The following is a 26,108-nucleotide window of genomic DNA, read 5'->3' as shown; positions in this document are numbered from 1 at the left end:
GCCCTTCTTCACGCCCTGAGGGCGTACTCGGTGAACTGACCGGCGATGGTGAACCCCAGACGCCGGTAGACGGTCTCGCCGTCCTCAGAGGCCTGCAGGACGGCAATGCGGTACCCCTCGGCGCGTGCGGTGCGCAACGCGGCCAACGTGATCGCACCGCCATAACCGCGACGGCGATCCCCGGCGAGGGTCGCGATGTTGTAGATCCCGGCGACTCCCGCGTGCAGGAACACCTCCGCCGTGCACACCGCACGACCGTCCACGTATCCCACGAGGTAACGCGCTGAGCTGGTCAACGCGTGCGGAGCGGCCTCGGCGTAGAAGCGGCGGACCGTCTCGGCGGGTGGGTCCCAGTTGGCGGCGAGGACCGCGGCGTAGTCGGCGAGCTCTGCTTCCGTGCTCACCCGGCGGATCGCCAGCCCCTCGGCCCCGAGTTCGGGCAGGGCGGCGTCGGCCAGGTCCAGCCACATCGCGGCCTCGGTCTCCGCCGCCGCGATGCCGGACCGCACCAGCACCGCGCCGAGGTCGGCCGGGGTGGAGGCGGGTCCGACCCACCACGAGCAGGGCCTCCTGATCGACCGCAGGGTCTCGGCGACGCGGACCCCGGCGTTCGACGCGGTGAACCGGGCGGCCGCGACGATGTTGAACGTGTCGTCGTCCAGACCGCTGTCGGCGATCAGCAGGTCGTCCGTCTCGACGACGGTCGCGTGCGGCAGGTGACGGTGGAGGTGGCACGCGTGCTCGGCGAGGTTCTGCTCCATGCTGGCCAGCAACGCGGCGCTGATCCGCCGCGACGGTTCGTCGGCGGGTTCGGTCAGGTCGTACTCGTCGACCTCCACCGACGCTCCGACCGCGGCGAGGAACTCGACGGCCTCAGCCGAGAGAGACCAGCCGGCACCTTCCCGATCTGCGCTGTCGCGGAACTGGCGCACGACGACCAAGCTCGCCGTCACGCCGGGATCGGCGGTGAGCGCGACGAGTTCGTCGCGGACGGGCTTCAGCCGGTCGACGAGGTGCTGGACCTGTTCGTCGACGCGGCCGAAGCCCCGCTCCACGACCCTCCACGGCTTCTCGTCGGGCTCGACGGCGAGCCGGACAGGCCTGTCGGTCGTCAGGGCGAAGTAGCTGTACTGCTCAACACGCACACGGCCATCTGACCACGCCGGTCAGCACTGGGCGACGGGCTGGGCCTTCAGCAACGGCTCGTCCGCGCGGGCGTCCATCAGCAACGGGATCAAGGCGCGGGCCTCCTGCTTCAGCGGCACGATGCGGTCGCCGCCCCGCAGGTACTGGGACTTGACGCCGTGCAGAGCCAGCTCGTCCCGCACGTCGGCGTACTGCGCACCGGTCAGGACATAGCCGCACGGAGGCGTCGCGACGACGTCCGCGGGGTCAGGAGCCTGGTTGTCCGCCCCGCCGAAGTAGATCGGACCGGACCGCACGGCCCGGGACGCGGCGTTGGCGGCCTCGATGGCCGGGCGGTTCGCTCCGACGAACGACTGCGTGCCGTCCAGCGCCTTCAGGTGCGAGTCGACGCGGAAGAGCGGCGTGTTGTCGACGTTGGTCTCGACCAGCAGGCCCATGCCGTGCTTCAACCCGCCCGTGTTGCGCAGGATGCGTTCCTGGCCGTCACCGGCGACCTGGCGGACGGGCTCGCCGGTCACCGGGTCGACGTGGATGCCGTAGACGCCGGACGTGCGGCCGGCGGCTTCGACGGACGGCCGCACGTAGGAGCGCGACAGGGTCTCCGACAGGTCGTGCACGCCGTCGGCGACGTTGAGGTTGCGCGGCCACAGCCACAGGACGTCCTTCACGTAGTAGGGCTCGGACGGCCCGAACTCGTGCAGGTCGTGGATGACGTCGGGCTGCCAGTCGCGGATCACGGAGGCCATGGCGCGCGCCTCGGCGGTGCGCAGCAGCAGGTGGTCGCGGTTGATGTCGATGCCGGCCGAGTTGCCGCGGGTGTCGGCCGCGCGGCCGTCCGGGTTGGCGTTCGGCACGAAGAGGTAGGCCGTGTCGGACGAACGCGGCAGCGAGCGCATGCGGATCAGGCACGCCTCGCGGCCGGCGGGTTCGTCGCCGTGCTGGGAGCAGATGAAGAGCACCACCGTGCGCGCGGAGCGGGAACCCACGCGCACGAGCTGGACGGGACGGCCTTGGGCGGTCACCCCGATCTGGGTCACCGGGAGGCCGGTGGCGCGCAGGTACGCCTGCTCCTCGGCCTCGGTGGTCCACTTGCCGGTGAGCTCGAACCCGGTGCGCGGCGCAGGAGCCGCGGCGGCCGGGACAGCGACCAGCAACGAGACAGCAGCCAGTAAAGCGATCAACAGTCCCCTCATAGGGGAGACTTTGCCGCCTGTGTCAACCGGCGGGCGGTGCGGTTCCAGTCGATGAAACCGTGGATGACCAGGCCCGCGAAGATCAGGTAGACGAACGCGCTGAAGTACAGGCCCGACCGGATCTGCAGCGGCACGCCGACGGCGTCGACCACCAGCCATACCAGCCAGAACTCCACCAGCCCGAGGCCCTGCAACGCGAACGCCAGGATGGTGCCGATGAAGATCGCGGCGTCCGGCCAGGGCGCCCACGAGGCGTCCAGCGCGTCCAGCACCAGCGCGAACGCGACCGTGCCGGCGACGAAGGCGCCGACGATCGCGAGCCGTTCACGCGGTGAACCCTTGCGCACCACCACGCCGAAGACCGGGTCACGCCGGCGCACCCACGCGTACCAGCCGTAGACGGCGATCGCACCGACGGCGACCTGCCTGGTGGCCAGGCCGCCCAGGTGCGCCGACAGGTAGACGGTGAAGAGCAGTGCGACCGAGACCAGCTGAACGGGCCAGGTCAAGAGTGAACGGCGCTGCGCCAGGAACACGACCGCGAGCGCCAGCACCTGCCCGACCAGCTCCGTGTACGCGATCTTCTGCCCGAAGATCGTCAGTCCTGTCTCGTACCACACGGCTTGTTCCCCCGCGGTTCAGTCGCAGTACATCGGTGTTTCCTACGGTCGCACCATGTCATCCTCCTTAGCGCTGGCGCTCGTGCCTTTGTTCCTCACCGCTCCCGCGACGCCCGTGATCACACCGACGGTCATCACGCAGACGTTCGAGGAGCCCGCCGACGCGGACGACCCGGCCATCTGGGTGAACCCGCGCAACACCGAACGCAGTGTGGTCCTGGGCACGCTCAAGGAAGGCGGCCTGGCGGCGTTCGACCTGAACGGCCGCACGATCGGCGTCTACCCGGCCCCGCAGCCGCCGGCGCCGGACGCGAAGCCCGGCCGCTTCAACAACGTCGACGTCCTCGGCGACCTGGCGTTCGTCAGCGACCGCGGCCGCGACCGCATCCGGGTGTTCCAGGTGGACGAACGCGGCGCGAGGGACGTCACGAACCCCGCCACGAAGCCGGTGTTCTCCAAGACCGAGGCCGAGGTCGACGACCAGCACACCGTCTACGGCCTGGCCGCCGGACGCGTCGACGGCAAGGACGTCGTCGTCACCAGCCGCCGCAACGAGACCAGCATCGCGCTCCTCCAGGTCGTGAAGGGCTCGCAGTACGACACCAGGAAGGTGTCCACTCTGGACCTTCCGAGCACCTTCACCCTTCCGAACGGCAAGCAGTGGACCGTGTGCGGCGAGCCCGGCGAGGGCCCGCAGGTCGAGGGCATGGTGATCGACGAACGCACGAACACCCTGTACGCCGCCCAGGAGGACGTCGGCATCTGGCGCATCCCGTTGCGCTCCAACGGCTTCGGCAGGCCGCAGCTCGTCGACAAGGTCCGCACCTGGGGCGCGCCGCAGAAGTACAACCCCGAGACCGAGGAGTGCGAGGCGGACGGCCCGAACCCCGGCTTCGGCGGCCAGTGGCTCGAGGCGGACGCCGAGGGCCTCACGATCGCGGGCGACGTGCTGCTCGCGTCCAGCCAGGGTGACTCGCGGTTCGTCGCGTACCGCAAGGCGGACATGAAGCCGCTGAAGGACTTCAAGGTCGACGGCGTCGAGCACTCCGACGGCGCCGACATCGTCCTGGGCGAGCTCAACCTGCTCGTCGTCCACGACGGAGAACGCCCGAACGGCACCGGATTCGCGTTCATCAGGTTCTAGTGGCGTGGCCCGGAACGTTGCCGGGCGAATTCGCGGTCAGACGGGTGCATCGTGGTGTCGCCCCCACGTCCTCGTACTGGTTGTACGGGGGCGTGGGGGCGGCGCCGCGAGGTGCCCTGCTGAGCGTGAATCACCCAGCCGACGTTCTGGGCCACGTCACTAGTCTGTCCCGATGGGGACGCTCAGCCAGGACCAGCTCAACAGAGCACTGATCGAACGCCAGATGCTGCGCGAGCGCGCCGACATGAGCGCGCTCGCCACCATCGAGCACCTCTTCGGCATCCAGGCGCAGGAACCGAAGTCGCCCTACGTCGGCCTCTGGACCCGCCTGCGGAACTTCCAGCCGAAAGAGCTCGAAGACCTCCTGACCAACCGCGAAGCCGTCCGCATGCTCCTGATGCGCGGCACGATCCACCTGGTCAGCGCACGGGACGCGCTCGGCCTGCGCCCCCACACCCAGCTCAAGCTCGACCGCGAACTGCGGAGCGGCCCGTTCGCCGCCCGCCTGAAGGGCCTCGACTTCGACGAGATCGCCGAGGCGGGCCGCAGGATCCTCGACGAGACCCCGCAGGGCACCGCGGACGCCGGCAGGCAGCTCAAACAACGCTGGCCCGACCGCGAGCACACCGTCCTGGGCAACGCGCTGCGCAACAAGCTCGCCCTCGTCCAGCTCCCGCCGCGCGGCCTGTGGCACAGCAGCGGCAGGGCGATCTGCACGACCGTCGAGAACTGGCTCGGCAGACCGCAGCAGGCCATGGACCCCGAAGAGCTCGTCCTGCGCTACCTCGGGGCTTTCGGCCCGGCCACCGTCATGGACGCCCAGCAGTGGTCCGGCCTCACCAGGCTCGCCGAGACGTTCGCGGCACTGCGCCCGCGGCTCGTGACGTTCCGCACCGAGGCGGGCAAGGAGCTCTTCGACCTCCCCGACGCCCCGCGCCCCGACCCGGACACCCCTGTCCCGGTACGGCTTCTGCCCGAGTTCGACAACGTCCTGCTCGCCCACGCCGACCGCAGGAGGGTCATCGCGGACGACCGGCTCGGCGTCGTCATCGGCGGCAAGCCCACGGTCCTCGTCGACGGCTACGTCGTCGCCACCTGGGCCGTCTCCAAGGAACGCACCATCTCCGTCGACTACATCGACGAACAGCCGAAGAGCAGGCAGAAGGCGGTCGCCGAGGAGTGCGACCGCCTTCAGGACTGGATCAAGCAGTACTAGGCGGCGACCTCGACGTGCGCGCCGTCACCGACGACCAGCCGGTGCTGGCGCGCCGAGCCGACGCGGGCCCGGCGCCCGATCAGCGACGTCTCGATGCCGGACACGTTCTGCACGGTGGCCTCGTTCAGCACGATCGAGTCGGCCAGCCCGGAGTCGACGATCCGGCAGTCCGCGCCGATCGACGTGTACGGCCCGATGATCGACTCCTCGACCAGCGTCCCGGCACCGATGATCGCGGGCCCGACGATGCACGACCGCACCACGCGCGCACCCTCCTCGACCACGACGTCACCAATCAGCCGCGACTCGTCGTCGACGATGCCCTGGATGTCGGTCCGCAGCCCCATCAGCAGCTCGCGGTTGCACTCCAGCACGTCCTCGACCTTCCCGGTGTCCTTCCAGAACCCCGAGTACATGCGCGCCCGCACGTCGCGTTCGTGCGTCACCAGCCACTGCAGCGCGTCGGTGATCTCGAACTCGCCGCGCCACGACGGTTCGATCGCGTCGACGGCGGCGTGGATCGCGGGCGTGAAGAAGTAGACGCCGATCATCGCGAGATCGCTGCGCGGCTCCTGCGGGTGCTCGATCAGCCGCGTCACGCGCGAGTTCTCGTCCACCTCCGCGACGCCGTACAGGCGCGGGTCCTCGACCTTGTCCACGAGCACCTGCGCGGACGGCCGCAGCCGCGCGAACTCGTCGGCGATCTGGCCGATGCCCTCGACGAGCACGTTGTCGCCCATGTACATCACGAAGTCGTCGTCGCCCAGGAACGGCCGGGCGATCCGCACGCAGTGCGCGAGGCCCAACGCCACGTCCTGCTGGATGTAGGTGATCGAGACGCCCAGGTACGAGCCGTCGCCGAACAGCTCGGAGATCTCCTGCGCACCCTCGCCGACGACGATGCCGATGTCGGTGATGCCGACGTCCCGCAGGTTCTCCACGACGTACTCGAGCACCGGCTTGTTCGCGATGGGGACGATCTGCCGAGGCAGCGAGTATCCGGCCGGGCGCACGCCCGCGGACAGCACAAGGGCTTTCATAGGTCCTCCACCGCGACGGAACAGTTCGGGTGGCTACGAGGCTGCGTGCGGGCACTGGACCGGAACTGGAGAACTGTCAGAACACCTGAAAGGGGCCGTGCGCAAGATGTTTGCGCACGGCCCCTTTCAGGAGGTGAGAACTACTTGTCGGACATCGGGGTGCCCGACGGAGGGGTCGCCATGTCGCCCAGCCGGCCGCCCACGGTCTGCGGCATCTCCTGCGACGCGCGCGGCATCGGCGACTGGGTCTGCGCCTCCTCCTGCGCGCGGGTCAGCCAGCCCTCCCAGCGCGCCTGCATCGGGCGGACCAGACCGCCGCCCACACCGATGACGATCACGCCGGCGACGGTGGCGAGCACGGCGATGAGGACCGGCATGGTCACCGAGATCGCGATGCCCAGCTGGTTGAGCGCCGCGATGATGCCGAGCGCCATCACGAAGCCGTAGGTGATGTTGCCCATGAGCTTCGTGTACGAGCGCTGGCCCAGCGCACCGGTGACGAGGCCCTTGAGCGCGGTGCCGATGGCCGACGCGACGATCACGAGCACGATCGCCACGACGATGCGCGGCAGGTACGCGATGACCTCGTTGAGCAGCGTGCTGACCGGGTTCGAGGCGCCGAAGACGCCGAACGCCAGCTGCAGCGCGATGAGCAGCACGAAGTAGTACACGATCTTGGCGATCAGGGCGGACGCGTCCATCGACGACTGCCGCATCGCGCCGTTGAGGCCCGACTTGTCGACGAGCTTCTCGAAGCCGACGCGCTTGAGAAGGAACTGGACACCCTTGGCGAGCGCCTTGGCGATGAACCAGCCGATGACCAGGACGAGCAGGAAGCCGAGCAGCTTCGGCACGAACGTGGCGACCATCGCCCACGCCTGGCCCAGGCCCTCGGTGATTTGCGAGCCCACGGGCCCTCCTAGAACAAAGTTGCGGTGAGTGAAGATCAGACGAGGTGATCGTTTCGTGGATCACACCCCTCCACAACTTCGACACTGCTACACGAAAGGGTGGCTGACGTGGATTTTTGTCGCAATACAGTCCAGAGTGGAACTACCGGTGGGGACCGGGGAGAGGGAAGCGCCCGCCACGCTCCGTGGCGGGCGCTTCCACATGTCCGGGCCCTGTCCTAGGGTCGCGAGGAGAAGCCGCGGCCGTCCAGGTAGGCCTGCATCCCCTCCGGCGACAACGCCGGGGCGGCGCCTGCCTGACCGTCCTTCGGCACGTCGGGCCGGGGGTCGCCGGCGCACTCGGAACTGCTGCCCGGTAGCCCCCCGTCGACCAGGTACCGGTTGACCTTGTCGTCGACGCACTTGTTGCCACCGTTGTAGAGGCCGTGCTTGCCCTCGTCGGTGACGGTGATCAGGTTGTGCCCGAGCCGCCGCGCCATCGCCGGCCCGCTCGCGTACTGGGTCTGCGTGTCGCCCTCGGACTGCACGACGACGCCGACCGGGTAGCCGTTGCGACCGATCTTGACCGGCGGCTCCGGAGGGGTGAACGAGCGGAACGTGCACGTCATGGGCGCGGCCCGCACGATGCCGAAGCCGTACGGGTAGCGGTCGCGGAACATCCGCATGTCCTCGTAGTAGTTGTGCAGGTCGGTCGGCCAGTCCGACTCGCAGGTGACCGTGTCGAAGACGCCCGACCGCAGTTCGTCCAGGCCGGTCCTCGCGAGCACCTGGGCGGCCTTGGCGCCCTCGGCGTTCGCCGGCTGCTCCCCCGACCGCAGCTTCATCACGATCGACGCCAGGTCCGACCACAGTGGACGGTAGCGGGCCCCGACACCCATCGCGCCGTCGAAGGAGGAGCGGTTGTGCTCGCCGACCGGGGTCGCGTGCAGCTTCGCGGCGACCTTCTCGACCTCGGCCAGCACCTCTTCACGTGAGCGGCCCAGCCCGAACTTCTCGTTGCGCTCTCCCGCCCACGCCGCCCACGTCTCGACGTCCTTGCGGTACGCGACGGCCTGCTGGCGGAACTGCTCGTGCCAGATCCACTCCGGGTGCACGGCCGAGTCGAGCACGCTGCGGTCGAGCCGGTTCGGGAACAACGTCCCGTACACCGCGCCCAGGTACGTGCCGTACGAGTAGCCCAGGTAGTTGATCTTCGCCTCGCCCAGCACGGCGCGCACGACGTCCATGTCCCGCGCGGTGTTCGCGGTGCTGATGAACTGCCGGATCCCGCCGCTGGACTTCTGGCAGGCCTCCTCGGCCTCGCGCGCCTCGGCCGCCCACTTGCCGAACTCGCTGTCCGCGGGCCGCGACTCCGGCGCGGCGATCGCGGGCGCGGCACGACAGTTCAGCGCCGTCGAACCGCCGACGCCGCGCGGGTCGATGCCGATCACGTCGTAGACCTGGCCGAGTTCGGACTTCCCGAGGAACAGCGGCAGGCCGAGCCCCGACCCGCCAGGTCCACCCGGATTGGTGAACAGCACGCCACGCCGGCGATCGGCCGCCGCGGCCTTCTTGCGGCTGATCGTCAGGTTGATCCTGTCGCCGGCCGGTTTCGCGTAGTCGAGGGGCGCGACGAGCGTGGCGCACTCCAGCTTGGCGAGCTTTCCCTCGCACGGTGCCCATTTGACCGGCTGGGAGTGGAACCCGACGAGCGGGTCTGGCGGATCAGCGGAGGCGGTCGCGCTCGCGGTCAGGAGAGCGACGCCGCCCAGGACGAGTGCCGGGAACATACGCAAGACGAACCTCCGAGCCGGACGGACTTGACCTCTCCTGCCCGAAGGTATGGCGGTTCATTCAGGTACATGGGTTCTGTCACCCATCCCGGTGATGTCACCTCGGTAGCCCTAAGCTGCGGGTATGACCAGCAGCAAGGCTAAGGAGGAGCACCCGCCGACGCTCTCCGCCCGCACCATGCGCAAGATCGAACGCGCGTCGGGCTCTCTCGCGACCGCCAGCGTGGCCGAGATGGAGCGGCGCCTGCCGTGGTTCGCGCGGATGCCCCCCGACCAGCGCGCGAGCGTCCTGCTGCTGATCCAGAACGGCGTGGCCGGGTTCGTGGAGTGGCTGCACGACCGGCAGCAGGCGATCCGGCTGACCGCGGACGCGTTCCGCAGCGCTCCCAAGGACATCTCCCGCTGGGTGAGCCTGCGCCAGACCGTCGAGCTGGTCCGGATAGCGCTGGAGCTGTTCGAGGAGCAGATGCCGCTGATGGCGGCGAACGAGGCGGAGCGCGCGCTGCTGATGGAGGGCGTGCTGCGGTACGGGCGCGAGATCGCCTTCTCGGCCGCCACCTCCTACGCGGCCGCTGCCGAGGCACGCGGTGCCTGGGACGCGCGGCTGGAAGCGCTGGTCGTGGACGGCGTCGTGCGTGGCGACCCCGAGGAGTCGCTGCTGTCCCGTGCCGCCGCGCTCGGCTGGGACCCGGCGCTGGAAGCGACGGTGCTGGTCGGCAACCCCGGCGGGGAGGACCCGCCCGCGATCATCTACTCGGTGCGCAGCAAGGCCGCCCGCGCGGGCCGTCCGGTGCTGCTGTCCGTGCAGGGCTCACGGCTGGTCGTCGTGCTCGGCGGCTCGACGGACACCGGCGAGGACGTCCTGGGCCGCATCTCCGAGGGCTTCGGCGAGGGTCCGGTCGTGGCGGGGCCCACCGTGGCCAGCCTCGCCGAGGCTCATCGCAGCGCGAGCGACGCGCTGAGCGGACTGCGCGCGGTGGTGGGCTGGCCCGCCGCTCCTCGCCCCGTCCGCTCGCTCGACCTGCTGCCGGAACGGGCACTGGCGGGCGATCCGGAGGCCGAGTGGCAGCTGGTCGACAGGGTCGCCCGGCCGCTGGAGGACGCGGGCGGCGCGCTGCTGGAGACCGTGGACGCGTTCCTGGAGGTCGGCGGCGTGCTGGAGACGTGCGCGAAAAGACTGTTCGTGCACCCGAACACGGTCAGATATCGCCTTCGGCGCGTTCAGGAAATGACAGGAAGAAATGCACATGACGCTCGAGACGCACTTGTGCTTCGCGTCGCATTGTCTGTAGGACGCCTAGCGCGGTCCCGGGGCCTGTGGTAACGATCAGCCTGTGACCGACTTCGCACACATCCGTTAGAGTGAGGGCCAAACGACCCGTCACTGCGCTGAGCTGGCCTTACGTCGCGGAGCGTTCACTTGACCGACACTTTTGTAGGGTCTCTACAAATACGATCGCAGTACTTCGTTCTTCACAGCATGGGGTGCGGGTGGGTCCACCGGCTTTAGTAATCGACGTGATCGCACTCCTCGCGCCCGGACAAGGGTCCCAGACGCCCGGCATGCTCGCCCCCTGGCTCGAACTGGAGGGGGCCGAGAAGCAGGTGCGCACGTGGTCGGAGATCACGGGCCTGGACCTGGTGCGTCTCGGCACCACCGCGGAGGCCGACGAGATCGTCGACACCGCGATCACCCAGCCGCTCGTCGTGGCTCTCGCCGTGCTCGCGTTCGGTGAGCTGCGCCGCCGCGTCGAACTGCCCTCCGCCGTGATCGTCGGCGGTCACTCGGTCGGCGAACTCGCCGCCGCCGCGGTCGCGGGCGTCATCAGCGCCGACGACGCCGTCGCCCTGGCCGCCGTGCGCGGTGCCGCGATGGCGCAGGCGTGCGCCCTGGAGCCGACCGGCATGGCGGCGGTGCTCGGCGGCGACGAGCCGGAGGTGCTCGCGCGCCTCGAGGAGCTCGGCCTCGTGCCCGCCAACCGCAACGGCGCGGGCCAGATCGTCGCGGCCGGTCCGCACCCCGCGCTCGACGAGCTCGCGGCGAACCCGCCCGGCCCGGCGAAGATCCGCAAGCTGGCGGTCGCGGGCGCGTTCCACACCAGGTACATGGCGCCCGCGGAAGACGCGGTGCGCGCACGTGCCGCCGAAGTCACCACGCACGACCCGTCGCTGCCGCTGGTGTCCAACAAGGACGGTCAGGTCGTCACCGAGGGCGCCGAGGTGCTGCGGCGCCTGGTCTCCCAGGTCACGAGTCCCGTCCGCTGGGACCTCTGCCAGGCCACCCTCGTCGAGAAGGGCATCGCCGGCTCGATCGAGCTGCCGCCCGCCGGCGTGCTGACGGGTCTCGCCAAGCGTGCGATGAAGGGCACCGCGACTCTCGCCCTGAAGACGCCCGACCAGCTGGAGAAGGTCGCGGAGCTCTTCGACACCGTTGGAGCCGATAAGTGACGGTCTTCCAGGCCCCGCAGGCAGTGGCGGGTAGCCGCATCATCGGCCTCGGCAGCTACCAGCCCGAGACCGTGGTGAGCAACCACGACCTCGCTGCTCGCATGGACACCTCGGACGAGTGGATCCGCGAGCGCGTCGGCATCGTCAACCGGCGGGTGGCGGCGAAGGACGAGGGCGTCGTCGACATGTCCGTCATCGCGGGCACCAGGGCGATCGAGGACGCGGGCCTCACGCCCGCGGACATCGGCGGCATCATCGTGGCGACGTGCACCATGCCGTCGACCATCCCGAACGCCGCCGCGCAGATCGCCACCAGGATCGGCATCCAGGCCGCGGCCGCGTTCGACCTGAACGCCGCGTGCGCGGGCTTCTGCTACGCCGTCGCGACCGCGGCCGACATCGTCCGCGGCGGCGCGGTGCGCAACATCCTCGTCATCGGCGCGGAGAAGCTCACCGACTGGACCCACCAGGACGACCGCTCGACCGCGATCATCTTCGCGGACGGCGCGGGTGCCGTCGTGGTCGGCGCCGGCGACACGAACGAGATCGGCCCCGTCGCCTGGGGCTCGGACGGCTCGATGTCCGAGGTCATCAGGATCGACGACCGCGACTCGTTCATCCACCAGGAAGGCCAGACGGTCTTCCGGTGGGCGACCACGCAGGTCGCCCCGGTCGCGATCCGCGCGGTCGAACTAGCGGGGATCGAACTGTCCGATGTGGACGTCTTCGCCCCGCACCAGGCGAACCTCAGGATCATCGAGGCGATCGCCAAGCGCCTGCGCAAGAATGGTGCGCGCGAGGACCTGAAGGTCGCTCGAGACATCGTCGAATCCGGCAACACCTCCTCGGCCTCCATCCCCATGGCGCTGGACCACATGCGGGCGGCGGGCGAGATCTCCTCCGGAGACGTGGTGCTGATGGTCGGTTTCGGCGCGGGCCTGTCCTACGCGGGGCAGGTGGTCCGGTGCCCGTGAGTACCACCCCGAGTTTTTCCATCGTTTCAATCGAAAGGGAACTTCAGTGAGCGAGAACGTCCTGTCCGGCCTTGCCGAGATCGTCGAAGAGGTCGCCGGCGTTGCCGCCGACGACGTCACCGCTGACAAGTCCTTCGTGGACGACCTCGACATCGACTCGCTGTCGATGGTCGAGATCGCCGTCCAGGCTGAGGACAAGTTCGGCGTGAAGATCCCGGACGACGAGCTGGCCAACCTCAAGACCGTTGGTGACGCGGTGAACTACATCACCAGCAACAAGTGACTTCGGGCATCGAGGTCGTCATCACCGGGCTGGGTGCCACCACCCCGCTCGGTGGTGATGTCACGTCCACCTGGGACGCCCTTCTGGCCGGCAAGAGCGGGGTTCGCCCCATGACCCACGACTGGGTCGAGAAGTACGACCTGCCGGTCAAGATCGCGTCCGAGCTCGTGGTGGACCCGACCGAGGTGCTCCCCCGAGTAGAGGCACGCCGCCTCGACCGCTCCGAGCAGGTCGCCATCGTCGCGTCCCGCCAGGCGTGGTCCGACGCGGGCCACAACGACGACACCGTCGACCGCCAGCGCCTCGCCGTGATCATCGGCACGGGCATCGGCGGCGCGATCACCCTGCTGACCCAGGACGACCTCCTGGAGCAGCACGGCCTGCGCAAGGTGTCGCCGCTGACCGTCCCGATGCTGATGCCGAACGGCCCGGCCGCGCACGTGGGCCTGGAACTGAAGGCACAGGCGGGCGTGCACGCCCCGGTCTCCGCCTGCGCGTCAGGCGCCGAGGCCATCGCGTGGGCCTACCGCATGATCATGTCCGGCGAAGCCGACGTGGTCGTCGCAGGCGGCGCGGAAGCGTGCATCACGGCCATCCCGGTAGCGGGCTTCTCCCAGGCCCGCACCATGAGCACCCGCAACGACGAGCCGGAGAAGGCCTCGCGCCCGTTCGACACGGGCCGCGACGGCTTCGTCCTCGGCGAGGGCGCGGGCGTCATGGTCCTGGAACGCCGCGAGTTCGCGGAGGCCCGCGGGGCGAAGATCTACGGCCGCCTCGCAGGCATCGGCACCTCGGCCGACGGCTACCACATCACGGCCCCGGACCCCGAGGGCGTGGGCCAGTCACGAGCCATCGCCGCGGCCCTGCGCTCCGGCGGCATCGACCCGTCCGACGTGGGCCACGTGAACTGCCACGCCACTTCCACCCCGGTGGGCGACGTCGCGGAAACCGTGGCGATCCGCAAGGCGATCGGCGACCACCCGATCCTGACCGCGCCGAAGGGCGCGCTGGGTCACCTGCTGGGAGCAGCAGGAGCGGTAGAGGCGATCGTGACCGTCCTGTCCATCCGCGACGGCATCGTTCCCCAGACCCTCAACCTGGAGAACCTCGACCCGGCCGTCACGCTGGACGTGGTGGCGGGCGAACCACGCAAGATCAAGCTGGACGCCGCGGTGAACGACTCGTTCGGGTTCGGCGGCCACAACGTGGCCCTGGCCTTCACCCCGGCCTAAAGCACCACAGCACCACCAGCACCACCACAAGGCTCCGGCCCGCGATGCGGACCGGAGCCTTGTGCTTGCCCTGGAGGGGTTTGGGCACGCTCGCGCAGGGGTCCCCTCGGGTTGAGGCCCCCCGCGACCCAACCTAGCGAGCAGGTCTGACAGTCCAGCGAAGACGACGAGGACGGGGCGCGGCCAGGGGCAGGCCGGGGACGGGCAGGGAGTCGTGTCGGGCTGGGTCGTGTCGGGCTGGGTCGTGTCACGCTGGGCTGGGCTGGGCTGGGCTGGGCTGGGCTGGGCTGGGCTGGGTGGGGCGAGGCGGGGCGGGCGGGGCGAGGCAGGGCGGGCGGGGCGAGGCAGGGCGGGCGGGGCGAGGCAGGGCTGCAACACGCGCTCCGATCACCCAGATCGCACGCGATGCCGAAGGCGAGCCATCCCCACCACGACGCCGCAGGCCAGCCAGCCAGCCAACTCAACCGCGATGCCGAAGGCGAGCCGTACTTACCAAGCGGTCAGGGTGGGGTGGTCCCGTCACGAGTCGCACCTCAGCACTTGCTGCATCTGAAGAGGAGGGTCAAGTCGACACGCTCTTCGTCGACTTGACCCTCCTCTTCAGATGTGGCCCGCTCTGGTGCGGCTCGTGACGGGACCACCCCACCGACGCCACCCGCTAAGCAGCGCAACTCCGCCGAAAGCAACAGGCGTGCCATCTACCTGCGCGTGGCGCGGGCCGGTCTTTGATCAGATTGTGGGGGGTCTGGGGGGCGGAGTCCCCCAGGAAGCAGCGAAACCACACGCCCGCAACGCAACCCACCTACGAACTCAAAACCGCCGGACGCCAACGAAACAGGGAGACAACCCACCCAACCGACGCGACGCCAAAGGCCAAAGGCCGAAGGCCAAGCCCGTCAGCACTTCTCCATCTGAGGGTTCCGGTTCTCCGGCGCCTCATCCACCTTCAACACCCCACCCTCCCAGACCAACACATAAACCACCCGCCACCGAATACACCGCTCCGGCAATGCAGGCGGAGCCTTGGCAACGTCCTGAGTGGACACGAACGAGATCAACACCCGCAACCGCCGGGAAACCACATCGGACTCGACCCGCTGCACCACCATCCCGCCATCCCGAGTGGTCTCGTACGCAGCAACCCACCCAGCCTCAGGCGTGGAAGAAACCCGCCGGGCCGACACCACCTCACGCCACCCGGCGAAGTCCAGCGAGTTGATCGAGTCGAAGTAGGCCTGCAGCACGCGCTGCACGGCGGTCCGGTCGGGATGGGTGAACGAGTCCGGGCTCAGCCGGACCTCCGCGGACCCGGGCAACGGCCCCGCGACCGACGAGGACGCGACGGCCGGTGCTCCCCGTGCCTCCGCCGGGCGCGAGTACACGGTCCTGCCCACCATTCCTGCCGCCACCGCCGCGCCGGTGATCACGACCACGGCCGGCACCAGCCAGCGGCTCGCCACGCTCCCCACACGCGCAGCCTAGCCGCACGACACACCGGCCAGCGGACGGCGGCTCACATAACGAGCTGCGTTACATCGAAACACGAAATTTCACTCGAACGATTACATCACATGCGTATTTAGCGAGTTGGATGTAGCAAGACAATGTTTGATACACAAAAGCCAATGGGCAATCTCATCCTATGAATGAGTACAAATGGGCGTCTCCGTACCGCCGTTCGGCCGTATCAAACACGCAATAGCAGTCAAACAATGCTTCACCCGGAAAGAGCAGCCAACACAGCGCGTACACGACGGTTGTACCCACCTAACTATACGTAAGCATCCATCTGGAATACCGCAGCTCAGCGGCCTGCAAGATCAGGAACGCGACAGTGCCGTTTAGCGGAACCACTGGTAGGCGTCGCACAAGCACATCCGAGCAAACATCTCAACCGGGTGAGATGGCCCCAAACCTCATCACTACAAGTGACATACGCACCGGTAACCAATGGTCTTTCGGTCACGAACGGGTCACCCATATGACTCGAACGGCGGATTCCCCATAGCAGCGAGATTGTGCGGAGATATGACGCATCAAAGAAAACGCAATCGAGTTGAGGAGGGGAATTCGGTGGACCTCAGATACGAGGCGTACTGCTTCGCCGATCGGCAGTTCTACGATCTGCAGAGCAGCACCGAAAGCATCCCCATGGACGACTTCTCGACCGAACTGCCCGCGCTCCCTCCCGACTGGACGACGGTCGAGCGCAACGTGTGGCGGCACCACCACCCGAAGGGGGTACTGCTCCCCAACGAAGGGTGGAAGATCCACGTCTCCGCCGGCCTCGACAACGCCGGCCAGGTGCTGAAGGCCACTTACGACTACTGCGTCGAGCGGCGAATTCCCTTCAAGTACCTGCAGACGATCTCGATCGTGCTGGCCCGCAACTCGAAGTACGCGCCTCGCGAAGGCAGCGGCAAGCTGGTCACGATCTACCCGAAGGACACCGAGCAGCTCGAGACGATCTGCACCGAGCTGGCGCAGGTGCTCGACGGCGAGCACGGGGCCTACATCCTGAGCGACCTGCGCTTCGGCAAGGGACCGCTGTACGTGCGCTACGGCGGGTTCGCCGAGCAGTGGCTCGAGGTCGACGGGCAGCAAGTGCTCGCGATCGCCGGGCCGGACGGCGCACTCGTGCCGGACAAGCGCAAGCCGGTGTTCAGCCTCCCCGAGTGGATCGAGCTGCCCGCCTTCCTGAAGCCGCACCTGGCCGAGCGCAACGCCGGCGACGCCGAGAAGTTCCCGTACCAGATCAAGAGGTCGCTGCACTTCTCCAACGGCGGTGGCGTCTACCTCGCGACGCGCAAGAGTGACGGCAAGGAGGTCGTGCTCAAGGAGGCGCGGCCGCACGCCGGGCTCGACCGCGAGGGTCGTGACGCCGTGGCGAGGCTGGAGCTCGAGCACGAGATCCTCACGCGGCTGCACGGCGTCGACGGTGTTCCCGAGGTGTACGACCGCTTTACGGAGTGGGAGCACCTGTTCGTGGCCATGGAGTTCATGCCGGGGCGTTCGCTCGGGCAGTGGCTCGGCCACAACTACCCGTTGACGCACAGGGACACCACCGACGAGCTCCTCCAGAACTACCGCACCAGAGCCCAGGCGCTCATCGCCAAGGTCGAGGACCTGATGGCGCGGGTGCACGAGCGCGGCGTCGTGTTCGGTGACCTGCACACGATGAACATCCTGGTCGACGAGGACGACGAGGTCTCGCTCATCGACTTCGAGCTGTCGTCGACCATCGAGGACGTGCACCGGCCGACGCTCGGCGCGCCGGGGTTCCAGGCGCCGAACGACCGCGAGGGCTTCGACATCGACGCCTACCCGCTGGCCGCGCTCAAGCTGTGGATCTTCCTGCCGCTCAACGCGGTGCTGGAGCTCGCACCGGCCAAGCTGCGCCAGCACGTGCACGTCGTCGCGGAGAAGTTCGGTCTGAGCGAGGACTACCAGCGGCAGATCCTCGACGTGCTCACGCCGCGCGTCGACCCGCCGGCCGATCCCGCGTTCACCGCGTTCGACGACGAGAACCCGGACTGGACGGTCGTGCGCAAGGAGATCGCCACGGCGATCCTGCACAGCGCGACCCCGCACCGGAAGGACCGCCTGTTCCCCGGTGACATCGAGCAGTTCGAGACCGGTGGTGCGGGCTTCGGCCACGGCGCCGCGGGTGTGCTGCACGCGCTCGCGGAGAGCGGCGAGGGCCGGTACCCCGAACACGAGGACTGGCTGATCAGGTCGGTTCGCACCGACCCGGCGAAGCAACCCGGCTTCTTCATCGGTGCGCACGGCATCGCGCACGTGCTTGAGAACTTCGGCCACCACGACATCGCCACCGAACTCGTCGAGAGCTACGCCCCGCTCGTCCGCACCACGCAGGACCACGGGCTCAGCGCCGGCCTGTCCGGCATCGGCCTCAACCTGCTGCACTTCGCGCAGTCGCGCGACGACCAGAACTTCGTCGCACAGGCCGAAAAGCTGGCCGAACGGCTCGCGAAGCAGCTGGAGCACGCGCCACCGCCCGGTGACAAGGCGAAGGCAGGTCTGCTGCACGGCTGGTCCGGTCCCGCGTTGTTCTTCCTGCGCATGTTCGAGCACACCGAGCAGCCGCGCTGGCTCGACCTGTCCGAACAGGCGCTCGACCGCGACCTGGCCGAGACGATGGTCGCGCTGGACGGATCGCTGCAGGTGCGCGACGGCACGTTCCGAAGCCTGCCGTACGTCGGCATCGGCGGCGCGGGAATCGCGTTGGTGCTCACGGAGTTCGCGAAGGTCGCGCCGGAACGTCCCTGCGTGGCGAAGCTTCCCGAGCTGCTCGGCGGCTGCACCGGCGAGTTCGTCATCCAGCCCGCGTTCACGCTGGGCAGGGCGGGACTGATGGCCACCCTGGCCCACGCGACCAGGCACCGGCCGGACGAGCGCCTCGAACGCTCCGTCCAGCAGCACCTCAAGGCACTCGGCTGGCACGCGGTGCGCTACGGCGGAGGGCTCGCCTTCCCCGGTGTGCAGCTGCGCCGGCTCTCCATGGACCTCAACACCGGCGGCGCGGGCGTCCTGCTCGCCATCGCCTCCACAGTGGACGGACGTCCACCCCTCCCCTTCCTCGGAAGGGCCCAGGCCCCGGTCCTCGCGGACCGGTAGCAAGAGATCGATCCCTCGAAACTAGGAGACAGTCATGGGCTTCATCCTCGACATGCAGGACCTCGAGACCCCCGAGGCGCCGAGCAACGCGATGGCGTCGGGCAGCGGCGGCGGCGGTGGCGGCTCCACGACCGCGTCCAACGCGTCGCTGCTGCTCCCCTGCTCGCACAGCACCGTCAGCCTGCTGGCCTGCTGACCTGCGCCCAACTGAAACACCGCGGTGAGTGAGCGGCATAGGCGAAGTATGCCGCTCACCCGCCCACTGCAGGGCCCGGCAGCCGGCCAGCTGTCGGGCCCTCGCTCATGATGCGCCACCGTGACCCTCCGGAGGAACAGCCGATGGCCAGACCAGGCGACGCCCTGCTGTTCTCCGTCGTCCGCCGCGACCACCGCCCGTGGTTGCTGATGCTCAACGCCGCGGTCGCCACGACCGGCGGCCTGCTGCTCCCGGCCGCACTCGCCGACGCCGTCGACATGGCGCTCAGCGGCACGTTCGTGCTGTTCACCGTGGTGTGGCTGCTCCTGCTGGCGGCGACCGAGATCATCGGGGACGCGATCGGCATCGTGCTCGCCGCGAGCACCACCAGCCGTGCCACGGCATGGCTGCGCCGCAAGCTCTCCAGGAAACTGCTCGACCTCGGTCATCCCTCCCCGTTCGCCGCCGGTGACGCGGTGAGCCGGGTGACGGGCGACTGCGGCAACGCGGGCGGGATCGCGGTCACGCTGATCACGCTCGCCGTCACCGCGGTGTCCTCGGCGGGCGCCGTCGTCGCCCTGGCGTTGCTGGACTGGCGGCTCGCGGCGGTGTTCGTGCTGAGCGTTCCGCTGGCGGGTCTGCTGATCCGCACCCACATGCGCATGACCGCCGACGACGTGCTGACCTACCAGGAAGTGTCCGGCGAGGTGTCCGCGCGGCTGCTCGACTCGGTGTCCGGTCTGCGCACGATCGCGTCCGCCGGCATCGCCGACCGCGAGACCGACCGCGTGCTGGAGCCGCTGCCCCGGCTCGCCGCGGCCGGCGCCGGCATGTGGCGCACCCAGGCGAAGATGATGTGGCGCGCCGGGTTGCTGCTGCCCGCCGTCGAGATCGCCGTGCTCACCGCCGCCGGTTTCGGCGTCATGGAAGGCAGGCTGAGCACCGGTGACGTGCTCGCCGCCCTCGGCTACTCCGCCCTCGGCATGGGCATCGTCGGCCAGATGACCCAGCTGACCGTCCTCGAACGAACCCGCGCGTCCGCGTCCAGGATCGTCGAGGTCCTCGACGCGACAGCGCCGAAACGCCCTGCTCCCAAGCGGTCGAACGGCGTCATCGAGCTGCGGGACGTCAGCGTCGGCGAAGCGCTGCACGACGTGAACCTCATGATCCCGGCCGGCACGTTCGCCGCGATCGTCGGCAGTTCCGGCGCGGGCAAGTCGACGCTGGCGGCGGTGCTCGGCGGACTGTCCGCTGTGGACTCCGGGGAGGTCTCCGGCCACGACGCGGTCGGGTACGCGTTCGAACGCCCGGCGTTGCTGGGCACGACGATCGGCCGTTCGATCGGCTATGGAACGGACGCGGACGAGATCCAGGTCAGGGACGCGGCCGTGGCCGCCCAGGTGCACGACGTGCTGATCCGTCTACCGCAGGGTTACGAGACGCCGGTCGCCGACGCCCCGCTGTCCGGCGGTGAGGCACAACGGATCGGCCTCGCCCGCGCGATCATCCGGGATCCGGACGTGCTCGTGCTCGACGACGCGACCGCGAGTCTGGACACGGTGACCGAAGCCAAAGTGGACAAAGCGCTCACCACTGCACTGCCCGGCCGGACCCGGGTCGTCGTGACGCACCGCGCGGCGACGGCCGCGAGGGCAGACCTCGTGGTGTGGCTGGAAGACGGCCGCATCAGGGGCACCGGCACCCACCAGGAGCTGTGGAACGACGCGGACTACCGAGCCGTGTTCACCGGAGGCGAGTGATGCGTTTCTACCTCTCGACGCTGGCGGGACATCGCCGCGGCGTCCTGATCCTGCTCGGCTGGTCGCTGCTCGAAGGCATTCCCGCGTTCTTCGGCGGCAGGTTCGTCGGCTCCGCCGTCGACAAGGGTTTCGCGGCGGGAGATCCGCTGGCCGGCGTGCTGTGGCTGCTCGCGTTCGCCGCCCTCGCGGTGGTGGGCGCGCTGGGTCAGCGGCAGGTGTTCGCGCGGCTCGGCTCCGTCGTCGAACCGATGCGCGACGCCCTGGTCGCACGGGTGGTGAACGGCGTGCTGAACGACCCTTCGCACCGCCGCACACCGGACGCCAGCGCCGTCGCCATGATCACCCGGCACGTCGAGGTGGTCCGCGACGCCACCGCGGGCGTGCTGGTCCAGGCTCGTGCCCTTCTGGTCACGACGCTCGCCGCGCTCATCGGACTCGCGACCACGGCGGCCGCGCTGTTCTGGCTGGTCGTGCTCCCGATCGTGGCCGCGCTGGTGCTCTTCGGCCTGATGCTCCCCTCGCTGGCCAAACGGCAACGCGACGCCGTGATGGCGGACGAGCACACGGCGGAAGCGTCCGGCTCGGTGCTGACCGGCCTGCGCGACGTCGCCGCCTGCGGCGCTGCCGACGAGGCGTACGGGGACATCGCGAAGCAGGTCGACCTGCAGGCCAAGACCACGGTCACCGTCGCGTGGGCGAACTCGCTGCGCGCCACGGTGATCGCGTTGGGCGGCTTCGCACCCATCGCCCTGCTGGTCGCGTTCGCTCCCCCGCTGGTCGCGTCCGGTCAGCTCACGAAGGGTGCGGTCCTGGCGGCCGTGGTCTACCTGACCAGCAGCGTGAACCCCGCGCTGCACGGCCTGGCCCGCACCACCAGCACGGTCGTGATGCGGTTGATGGTCGCACTCAAACGACTTCAGGAAGCGGCGCCGCGCACCGACCGGGACGTGGGCACCGAAACCCCGTCCAACGGCGAGTTCGTGCTGCGCGACGTCACGTTCGGCTGGAGCCCGGACGCGGAACCGGTGGTGCGCGGCCTGTCGCTCGGCCTGCGTCCCGGCGACCACCTGGCCGTGGTCGGCCCGTCCGGCATCGGCAAGTCCACAATGGCCAGTCTGCTCACCGGCCTGATGGCACCGGACGACGGCTCCGTCCTCTTCGGCGGCGCGCCCGTCGACCGGGTGACGCCGGCGGTCCGGCACCACGCGATCGCCCTGATCCCGCAGGAGACGTACCTGTTCACGGGCACTGTGCGGGAGAACCTCGCGCTTCTCGCGCCGTGGTCGACCGACGAGGACCTCGTCGAGGCGGTGAAAAAGGTTGGCGCCAAACCACTTCTGGACGGGATCGGTGGGCTGGACGCGGCGCTCGGCCACGGCGGGGAAGGACTTTCGGCTGGTGAGGCCCAGCTCCTGGCACTCGCGCGGGTCTACGTCACGTCCGCGAGCGTCGTCATCCTCGACGAGGCGACCTCACATCTGGATCCCGCCGCCGAGGCCCGGGTCGAACGGGCTTTCGCGGAGCGGAACGGAATTCTCGTGGTCATCGCGCACCGGCTGAGCTCGGCGCTGCGAGCGAACCGGGTGCTGGTCATGGACGGCGGCAAGCCGCTGCTCGGCACCCACGAGCACCTGCTCAAGACGTCGCCGCTCTACGGGCAGCTCATGCTGGCCTGGGATCCGACGCACCGAGAAGAAACCCCGCTGCCCAAACGGTGAGCGGGGTCCACTCAGGACTCATCCGACGCGGTGCAGCCACGTCACCGGAGCGCCGTCGCCCGCGCGGCGGAACGGTTCCAGCGCGTCGTCCCACGCGGCACCGAGCAGTTCGTCGACGCCGTGCGCGAAGGACTCACCGCCACGAGCACGAACCGCGAGTGACCGCAGCTGGTCCTCGTTGACGACGATGTCGCCGTTGGCCGAGGTTCTGGCGTGCCAGAGCCCCAGAACGGGCGCGAAGCAGAAACGCTCGCCGTCCTGACCTGAGGACGGTTCTTCGGTCACCTCGAACCGGAGCATGGGCCACGCGCGCAGCGCAGCCACGAGTTTGGCGCCTGTGCCGGCGTCTCCGGTCCATGCGCATTCAGCGCGCAACTGGCCTGGTGCCGCTGGCTGCGCTGCCCACCTGAGGTCTACCCGGGCACCGAGGGTGCCCGAGATCGCCCACTCGACGTGCGGACAGACCGCAGACGGCGACGAGTGGACGTAAACCACGCCACTGGTGCTGCCACGGGTGCTCACTGCTGACCTCCGCTACTCGACGAGGGACGTCTTCCCCTACGCCTTTGCCGAGTGAGGTGATCACCGCGAAACCCGTTCGCTGCATTCTGCCTCGACTTGAGGCATGTCCGCCATAAGAACCAGCTCGATCATCACCCGACCGGGGCAGATACAGGTCTTAAGTCCCGATCTCCCCGGCCGAGCGATGCCTGATCGTGATCTACAGAACGTTTACCGCGGCGACCACGTCGACCAGACCCGCGCCCTTGTCGAACGAGGAGGTGTAGGGGCCGGCCGGCTGGTATCCGGTGCCGTACTTGTACGCCGTCGACTTCAGCGCGCGCTCGATGTCGGCGGGGGTCGCGGAAGGCTTGGCCTGGAACAGCTGTGCGACGATCCCAGCGATGTGCGGTGCCGCCATCGACGTGCCGCTGATCGTGTTGAACGTGCCGAGGTCGAGCAGTCCCGGCCCGTTCAGCGGGGCCAGGCCGGTCGCGCAGATCGGCAGGTAGAGCCGGCAGGACGAGGTGATGTTCTCGCCCGGCGCCGAGATGTCCGGCCACGTCGCGGAGTTCGTGGCGAGACCGCGCGACGAGAAGTCGGACAGGGCGCCGTCGCGGGTACCGGTCTCCTGGTCGTTGTAGGAGGCCACCGAGATCACGCCGGGGGTCGGGTCGACGCCGGGCGGGTTGGACAGGTTCGCCGAACCGTCGCCCCCGTCGTTGCCGTTCGCCCAGACCACGACGACACCTTCGGCCACCAGCTGCCGCTGCAGCTTCACGGTCACCGACTCAGGGTCGAACGCACCGCCGCCAGATGGACCATAGGAGTTGTTGATCACCTTGATCGGCGGGCACGCCGAGGCGGGCACACCGGCGCCGCAGGGAGCCCGGTGGTTCTCCAGCACCCAGTTCAGCGCCGCGTCGGCGCCGAGGATGAGGATCGCCGCGCCGGTCGAGATCACGACGCCCTTCGCGCCCGGCGCCGCGCCGCGGATCACCGGGCCGCCGGTGGTCTGCACGTCACCGCCGATCGCGATGCCGGTGACGTGCGTGCCGTGGCCGCCCAGCGACGTCGTGTCGGTGTCGAGGAAGTTCGGCACCGGCACGATGCAGTTCGTCTGGGTCGAGCCGTCCAGGCACAGGCTCTTCAGGTTGCGGACGATCCGGCCGCCGAACGACGGGTGCGTCGGGTCGACACCCGAGTCGATCACCGCGACCGACACGCCCGCGCCCGTGAGCCCGAGGCTGTTGCGGGCGTCCAGGCCGCGGGTGGCGGTGTGCGAGGTCGAGCCGAGGAACTTGATCGGCTTCTGGACCTCGACGCGCGTCACGCCCGCCTTGGTCCTCGCGGAGGCGATCTGCGCGGAGTCGCCCCGCGCGGCTACGACGCCGATCTTGCGGAAGTTCGTGAGCTTCTGCAGACCGGCGGCCTCGACCGCCTGTTCCGCGGCGGCGATGTCGGCACCGTGGACGTAGACCGTGGAGGACGGTGCGGCGGTCGCGACAGGGGATGCGACGGCCACGAGCAGTACGGCGAGCGATGCAGCGCGTTTGTACATGGACCCTCCGTGAACATGGGCAGGCAATCCCTCTAACGAGTGATCCACTTATCGGTGACGGCCGTCACCGAATGTCTCGACCGAGTGCGTTTGGGCGACCCCGGACCGCTACGGTGTCCCCCCGTGCGGAAAGGTAGGGACTCGTGCGGCTGATCCGTCTGGGCGCTGAACCCTCGGCCATTGGGGCGGACATCCGTGCCGCCCTCACGGCGTGGGGCGCGGGTACCGGAGTCCTGGGTGGTATCGCGCTGATCGGCGTCCAACCGCCGGACTGCCCGATGCCGCTGGACGCGATCGTCGTGCTCCCCAAGGGCGTTCTGGTGATCGTCGGCGTCGACCTGCCCGATCCCGGCATGAAGCTCGAGGCGCCGCTCGGTGGCCAGTGGAAGATCGACGGCTGGCCGCTCGTCGCCAAGGACGGCACGGCGAACCCGGCCACGGAGGCCGTGGCGGCGGCGACCGCGGTGGCGCAGCGGATCCAGGCGATGCGCGCGGAACCGCTCCCGGTCAGCACGGTCGTGGCGGTCGGCCCGTTCGTGGGCCAGGTCGTGCAGCCGACGGTCGACCTCAACCGCGGCGTGCGGGTGCTGCACCCCAAACCGTCCACTGTGCTCAGTGCGGCCCGCGAACTCGCGACGTCGACGGTGCCCTGCACGGCGGACCACGCGGCGAAGCTCTTCGCGATCCTGCAGAACACCGGCTCGCCGCCGGACGCCAAGGCGTTCATCGCGGAGGGTTTCAGCGACGCGGTCTCCCCCGACCTCGCGGCCGCCAGCACGATGCTGATCCCCAAGGCGCAGCTGCTGCAGGCGATCGGCCGCAAACGCTTGCCAGGCAAGCTGACCTGGCCCTACATCGCGGGTGCCGCACTGCTCGCGCTGCTCCTCGTGGTGTGGCTCGTGGTGGCGTTGCCCGGCGACGACAAGCCGGCCGACGCGACGCCCGCGCCGACCTCCGCGCAGCCGACGACGGTGGTCGTGGACGGCACGACGTTCGTGCCGAAGGAGATGAAGAAGGACCAGGAGTGCCAGGCGCAGGCGTTCGGCGACGTGAAGGCGTGGCTGATCGCGAACGACTGCGGAGTGCTGCTGCGCGCCACCTACGAGACGACCGTGCAGGGCAAGCAGGTGACGGTGCTGGTGGCGGACATGGACGTGTACGACGCCCCCAGCGCGAAGTCGTTGCACGCGGTCGTCGCGCTGCCGGGGTCCGGCGGTGTGCACGGGCTGGACGGCAAGCCCCTGGAGAGCGCGGCGTTCGCGAACGGCACCAAGGGCAGCCACGTGACGCTGGCGTTCGCGGTGTGGACAGGCGGCGCGGGCGACCCGTCGCTCGACCCGATCGCCAAGCAGGCGTTGCGGCTGCCCACCACCCGGTAGCAAGGTGGAGGGCATGGTCGGACAACTTCGTTCTGTCGTACTTGACTGCCCGAACCCCTCCGAGCTCGCGTCGTTCTACGAGAAGCTGCTCGGCGCCGAACGCCTCCCCGGCGACGACGAGACCTGGGTCGTGATCGTGGCGAACGGCACGCGGCTCGCGTTCCAGCTCGCCCCCGAGTACCAGCCGCCCACGTTCCCCGATCCGCACGGCTCGCAGCAGTTCCACCTCGACGTGCTGGTCGAGGACATCGAGGAGGCCGAGCCGAAGGCTCTGGCGCTCGGCGCCCGGTTGGTGCAGAAGGACAACGACGACACGTTCCGCGTCTACTCGGACCCCGTGGGGCACACCTTCTGCCTCGTGTGGCTTTCTTGATCG

At 69.3% G+C, this 26,108-nt stretch carries 22 protein-coding genes; 13 read left to right on the top strand and 9 right to left on the bottom strand.

Features of this window, described 5'->3' with window-relative positions:
• Positions 1-8: 8 nt before the first annotated feature.
• The 3 genes from AB0M48_RS35015 to pnuC are packed head-to-tail and all read right to left on the bottom strand — an operon-like array spanning position 9 to position 2,959.
• A complete protein-coding gene (locus AB0M48_RS35015) occupies positions 9-1,145 on the bottom strand; it encodes a GNAT family N-acetyltransferase (RefSeq protein WP_363850036.1) in 1,137 nt (378 codons plus the stop codon).
• 21 nt (positions 1,146-1,166) lie between these two features.
• Positions 1,167-2,339: a M14 family zinc carboxypeptidase gene (locus tag AB0M48_RS35010; protein ID WP_363850034.1), complete on the bottom strand. Its 1,173-nt coding sequence runs from the start codon at positions 2,337-2,339 to the stop codon at positions 1,167-1,169.
• Entirely contained in the window at positions 2,336-2,959 is a 624-nt protein-coding gene (pnuC, locus tag AB0M48_RS35005; RefSeq protein ID WP_363850032.1) for a nicotinamide riboside transporter PnuC, read from the bottom strand. The genes AB0M48_RS35010 and pnuC overlap by 4 nt, the downstream gene beginning before the upstream one ends.
• A 55-nt stretch (positions 2,960-3,014) precedes the next feature.
• On the opposite strand from pnuC, the gene AB0M48_RS35000 reads away from it, so the two are divergent.
• Positions 3,015-4,103, top strand: a complete 1,089-nt coding sequence (locus tag AB0M48_RS35000; protein WP_363850029.1) for a phytase — start codon at positions 3,015-3,017, stop codon at positions 4,101-4,103.
• 172 nt (positions 4,104-4,275) lie between these two features.
• On the top strand, positions 4,276-5,319 hold the full coding sequence (locus tag AB0M48_RS34995) for a winged helix DNA-binding domain-containing protein (RefSeq protein ID WP_363850026.1): 1,044 nt from the start codon (positions 4,276-4,278) through the stop codon (positions 5,317-5,319).
• On the opposite strand, the gene AB0M48_RS34990 is transcribed toward AB0M48_RS34995, so the two are convergent.
• From AB0M48_RS34990 to AB0M48_RS34980, 3 genes are all read right to left on the bottom strand, one after another.
• The gene (locus AB0M48_RS34990; RefSeq protein WP_363850023.1) at positions 5,316-6,359 is read right to left on the bottom strand and encodes a glucose-1-phosphate thymidylyltransferase; all 1,044 of its coding nucleotides are present in this window, start codon (positions 6,357-6,359) and stop codon (positions 5,316-5,318) included. The two genes, AB0M48_RS34995 and AB0M48_RS34990, sit on opposite strands and share 4 nt — an antisense overlap.
• A gap of 140 nt (positions 6,360-6,499) precedes the next feature.
• The gene (locus AB0M48_RS34985) at positions 6,500-7,270 is read right to left on the bottom strand and encodes a hypothetical protein (protein WP_363850020.1); all 771 of its coding nucleotides are present in this window, start codon (positions 7,268-7,270) and stop codon (positions 6,500-6,502) included.
• A 218-nt stretch (positions 7,271-7,488) separates the two neighbouring features.
• Positions 7,489-9,039, bottom strand: a complete 1,551-nt coding sequence (locus tag AB0M48_RS34980) for an alpha/beta hydrolase (protein WP_363850018.1) — start codon at positions 9,037-9,039, stop codon at positions 7,489-7,491.
• Positions 9,040-9,166: 127 nt separating this feature from the next.
• On the opposite strand from AB0M48_RS34980, the gene AB0M48_RS34975 reads away from it, so the two are divergent.
• The 5 genes from AB0M48_RS34975 to fabF all read left to right on the top strand — a co-directional run bounded on the left by AB0M48_RS34975 (position 9,167) and on the right by fabF (position 13,979).
• Complete coding sequence (locus AB0M48_RS34975) at positions 9,167-10,366, top strand: helix-turn-helix domain-containing protein (RefSeq protein ID WP_363850015.1); 1,200 nt, start codon at positions 9,167-9,169, stop codon at positions 10,364-10,366.
• Between the two features lie 194 nt (positions 10,367-10,560).
• A complete protein-coding gene (locus tag AB0M48_RS34970) occupies positions 10,561-11,490 on the top strand; it encodes an ACP S-malonyltransferase (protein ID WP_363850012.1) in 930 nt (309 codons plus the stop codon).
• Positions 11,487-12,464, top strand: a complete 978-nt coding sequence (locus tag AB0M48_RS34965; protein WP_363850010.1) for a beta-ketoacyl-ACP synthase III — start codon at positions 11,487-11,489, stop codon at positions 12,462-12,464. Before AB0M48_RS34970 ends, AB0M48_RS34965 begins: the two co-directional genes overlap by 4 nt.
• A gap of 46 nt (positions 12,465-12,510) precedes the next feature.
• Entirely contained in the window at positions 12,511-12,747 is a 237-nt protein-coding gene (locus tag AB0M48_RS34960; RefSeq protein ID WP_030474507.1) for an acyl carrier protein, read from the top strand.
• Complete coding sequence (fabF, locus tag AB0M48_RS34955; protein ID WP_363850006.1) at positions 12,744-13,979, top strand: beta-ketoacyl-ACP synthase II; 1,236 nt, start codon at positions 12,744-12,746, stop codon at positions 13,977-13,979. The genes AB0M48_RS34960 and fabF overlap by 4 nt, the downstream gene beginning before the upstream one ends.
• An 896-nt stretch (positions 13,980-14,875) precedes the next feature.
• On the opposite strand, the gene AB0M48_RS34950 is transcribed toward fabF, so the two are convergent.
• A complete protein-coding gene (locus AB0M48_RS34950; protein ID WP_363850003.1) occupies positions 14,876-15,448 on the bottom strand; it encodes a hypothetical protein in 573 nt (190 codons plus the stop codon).
• Between the two features lie 604 nt (positions 15,449-16,052).
• Between AB0M48_RS34950 and lanKC the strand changes: the two genes are divergently transcribed.
• From lanKC to AB0M48_RS34930, 4 genes are all read left to right on the top strand, one after another.
• Complete coding sequence (gene lanKC, locus AB0M48_RS34945; protein WP_363850000.1) at positions 16,053-18,617, top strand: class III lanthionine synthetase LanKC; 2,565 nt, start codon at positions 16,053-16,055, stop codon at positions 18,615-18,617.
• 34 nt (positions 18,618-18,651) lie between these two features.
• Complete coding sequence (locus AB0M48_RS34940) at positions 18,652-18,813, top strand: SapB/AmfS family lanthipeptide (protein ID WP_319984148.1); 162 nt, start codon at positions 18,652-18,654, stop codon at positions 18,811-18,813.
• Positions 18,814-18,956: 143 nt separating this feature from the next.
• Positions 18,957-20,573 carry an ABC transporter ATP-binding protein gene (locus tag AB0M48_RS34935; RefSeq protein WP_363849997.1) on the top strand — a complete coding sequence of 539 codons (1,617 nt, stop codon included), beginning with the start codon at positions 18,957-18,959 and terminating at the stop codon, positions 20,571-20,573.
• Entirely contained in the window at positions 20,573-22,291 is a 1,719-nt protein-coding gene (locus AB0M48_RS34930; protein WP_363849995.1) for an ABC transporter ATP-binding protein, read from the top strand. Before AB0M48_RS34935 ends, AB0M48_RS34930 begins: the two co-directional genes overlap by 1 nt.
• 18 nt (positions 22,292-22,309) lie before the next feature.
• On the opposite strand, the gene AB0M48_RS34925 is transcribed toward AB0M48_RS34930, so the two are convergent.
• The gene (locus tag AB0M48_RS34925) at positions 22,310-22,813 is read right to left on the bottom strand and encodes a DUF3145 domain-containing protein (RefSeq protein WP_363849993.1); all 504 of its coding nucleotides are present in this window, start codon (positions 22,811-22,813) and stop codon (positions 22,310-22,312) included.
• A 199-nt stretch (positions 22,814-23,012) separates the two neighbouring features.
• Positions 23,013-24,353 (bottom strand): S8 family serine peptidase, encoded by a 1,341-nt coding sequence (locus tag AB0M48_RS34920; protein WP_363849991.1) that lies wholly within the window; start codon positions 24,351-24,353, stop codon positions 23,013-23,015.
• Positions 24,354-24,496: 143 nt separating this feature from the next.
• On the opposite strand from AB0M48_RS34920, the gene AB0M48_RS34915 reads away from it, so the two are divergent.
• Both AB0M48_RS34915 and AB0M48_RS34910 read left to right on the top strand, forming a co-directional pair.
• Entirely contained in the window at positions 24,497-25,732 is a 1,236-nt protein-coding gene (locus tag AB0M48_RS34915; RefSeq protein ID WP_363849989.1) for a hypothetical protein, read from the top strand.
• A 13-nt stretch (positions 25,733-25,745) separates the two neighbouring features.
• Positions 25,746-26,105 carry a VOC family protein gene (locus AB0M48_RS34910; protein ID WP_363849987.1) on the top strand — a complete coding sequence of 120 codons (360 nt, stop codon included), beginning with the start codon at positions 25,746-25,748 and terminating at the stop codon, positions 26,103-26,105.
• Positions 26,106-26,108 lie beyond the last annotated feature (3 nt).

Origin of the sequence: Lentzea sp. NPDC051208 (assembly GCF_040682435.1) — a bacterium.
GTDB classification, from domain to species: Bacteria; Actinomycetota; Actinomycetes; order Mycobacteriales; family Pseudonocardiaceae; genus Lentzea; species Lentzea kristufekii.
The sequence above is the reverse complement of the archived record's forward strand: the minus strand, read 5'-3'. Positions and strand labels throughout refer to the sequence as shown.